This window comes from Protofrankia sp. CiP1_Cm_nod3 (genome assembly GCF_982290655.1).
This window is the reverse complement of record NZ_CEVIVD010000162.1, coordinates 8,305-10,672: the sequence shown is the minus strand read 5'-3', so window position 1 is coordinate 10,672 and position 2,368 is coordinate 8,305. Positions and strand designations below refer to the sequence as shown.

The window sequence follows — 2,368 nt, the reverse complement described above, 5'->3', positions numbered from 1 at the left end:
CATAGCCTCGTCCGTCGAATCCACCATGCGAGCCCAACACGGCGTTCTCTACGAGAGAGTCGTCCCCACCGGAACCAGCCGGGCAGGGAACGGGCATGGCGACAGGTGACCACCCCGTTTCCAGCTCCCAACCCGCCCTGATCACAAGATGACAGGCATCCCCTGCCCCATCTCATGCTGACAGGTAGGGGAGGCCGCGCGGACGGCAGCAGAACACCAGGAACATGGTGTGGTTCTTCGTCTCGAGTACGGCGGCTTATACCAGCCGAACGGGGGAGGCGCAGAGGAGCCGGCGCCCGATCAAGGAGCCGGCGAAGGCTACAGGCTCGGCTCTGTCAGGCACGGCCCGGGCGTACTGGGTCGCCGGCTTGTAGGACTCCCCCCTGACGATCATCGCACGGTGAACGAGTCCGCGCGGCGCACCTGGCCCCCTTCCGTGGTCAGCCATCAGCCGGGGTGGCATGGTGACTGCCACGCCTCCGCCACGTGGCATCGTGGCGTATCAGCCGGTTCGTTAGAGTCACGGCACACGGCGAAATCGGGGGCTGTCGTGGCTGTTCGCCTTCTCCCCTGGCCGGACTGGCGGACGGCAGACGTCCGCGGCTCGTGGCGTCGGCGCTGGGAGGGTGGTCTGTGGCCGGGCTTGATGAGGCGAAGGTCGCGGGGATGAACGGCGCGCAGCGGCGGGCGGCGCAAGACGCCCTCCTGGCCGCATATCCGGACCGGGGGCGGCTCGAGAGGCTGCTCGACAGACTCGACAGGCCCCTGGCGCACTACGCCACCGAGTCCGTCACGTTACCGGACGCCGTGTTCAAGATATTCGAAGGGGCGAAGGCCGAGGGCTGGCTGCCGCGGCTACTGGCCGAGGCCACCGCGGTGAATCCCGGCAACCCCAGCTGGCCGACGTGATCAGCCAGTACCGGCCCGCCAGCCCCGGCCCCGACGACGGGGAGACGCCCGCCGGCGGCTCGTCCACCGGCGGGCCCGGCGGGTCGAGTGCCCGCCCGCCGGCCGCCCTATCACTGGACCGGCTGGTGATCAGCACGTTGGCCGACGAGTTCCCCGATCCCCCGGAGGCACGCAGGCTGGTCGACCAGGCAGGGCTTCCGCCCAGGCGCCAGCCCGGGTGGAACATCGCCAACGCGGAGCAGTTCTGGTGGGAGACTCACCGCCTGTTCGTCGGCGGCGCGGTCATCGACGGGTGGGCGAACGTCCTGCGCGAGGCCTACCATGCTCGCCCGGCGAACAGCGTGCTCGCCGCCGCCGCGCAGGCTGCCGGCGTGGCCGGCCCCTCACCCGCGGAAGGCAGCCCGCCCTCCAGCCCCTTTCCGGGCGGGCTCAGCACGGCATCCCCCGTCGAACCACCATCGGCACACATCGACGAGGACCCGCCCGTGGAGGGAACTGCGCCGTCGCGCTCTCCGCTAAACCGCCGACGCCTGTTGACCGGTGCCGGAGTCCTGACGCTGGTGCCCGCCCTGTTGGTGTTCGCCGTTGTCCATCTGACGGGCGGTTCCAGCCCGACGATCGCCGTGGTCGCGGGAACGGGCGCGCAGGGATTCTCCGGTGACCGTGGGCCGGCCATTGAAGCCCAGCTCCAGGACCCGCAGGACGTGGCGGTCGCCAGCGACGGCACCCTCTACCTCGCGGACCGCGGCAACCAGCGGATCCGCAGGATCGACCCCGACGGGACGATCACCATCGTGGCGGGTAACGGCACCCCCGGCTTCTCGGGCGACGGCGGACCGGCCATTGATGCCCAGTTCAATGAGCCCACCGGGCTGGCGGTCACCGACAACGGCACCCTCTACGTCGCAGACCGGAACAACCACCGGATCCGCAAGATCACCCCCGACAGAACGATCACCACCGTCGCGGGTAACGGTGTCACCAAAGACAACGGCGACGGCGGGTTCTCCGGTGACCGCGGACCCGCCACCCAAGCCCAGCTCTTCTCTCCGGGCGACGTCGCGGTCGCCAAAGATGGCACGTTCTACATCGCCGATACACGGAACCACCGGATCCGCAAGGTCACCCCCGACGGAACGATCACCACCATCGCGGGTAACAAGGGTCGCGGCTTCTCGGGTGACCGCGGGCCTGCCTTCGAGGCCCAGCTCAATGAACCGATCGGGCTGGCGATCGTCGGCGACACCCTGTACATCGCCGAGTGGGGCAACCACCGGATACGCCGCATCGCCCCCGACCGGACGATCACTACCGTGGCGGGTAATGGCGCCACCGAGACCGACGGCGGCGGCGGGTTCTCCGGCGATGGCGGGCCCGCCACCCGAGCCCAGCTCAACCGCCCGGTATGGGTTGCGGTCGACACCAGCGGCACCCTCTACATCTCCGACCAGTACAACCA

General features: G+C 69.7%; 2 protein-coding genes. Both read left to right on the top strand.

Translation table 11 applies throughout. The annotated features are described in order from the left end of the window. The first annotated feature begins 633 nt into the window (after positions 1-633). Positions 634-909, top strand: a complete 276-nt coding sequence (locus AC5LUJ_RS21025) for an effector-associated domain EAD1-containing protein (protein ID WP_250287291.1) — start codon at positions 634-636, stop codon at positions 907-909. Further along, positions 906-2,368 (top strand): NHL domain-containing protein (locus AC5LUJ_RS21020; RefSeq protein WP_493465579.1); only part of this gene is annotated, 1,463 nt, incomplete at its 3' end. The genes AC5LUJ_RS21025 and AC5LUJ_RS21020, both read left to right, overlap by 4 nt.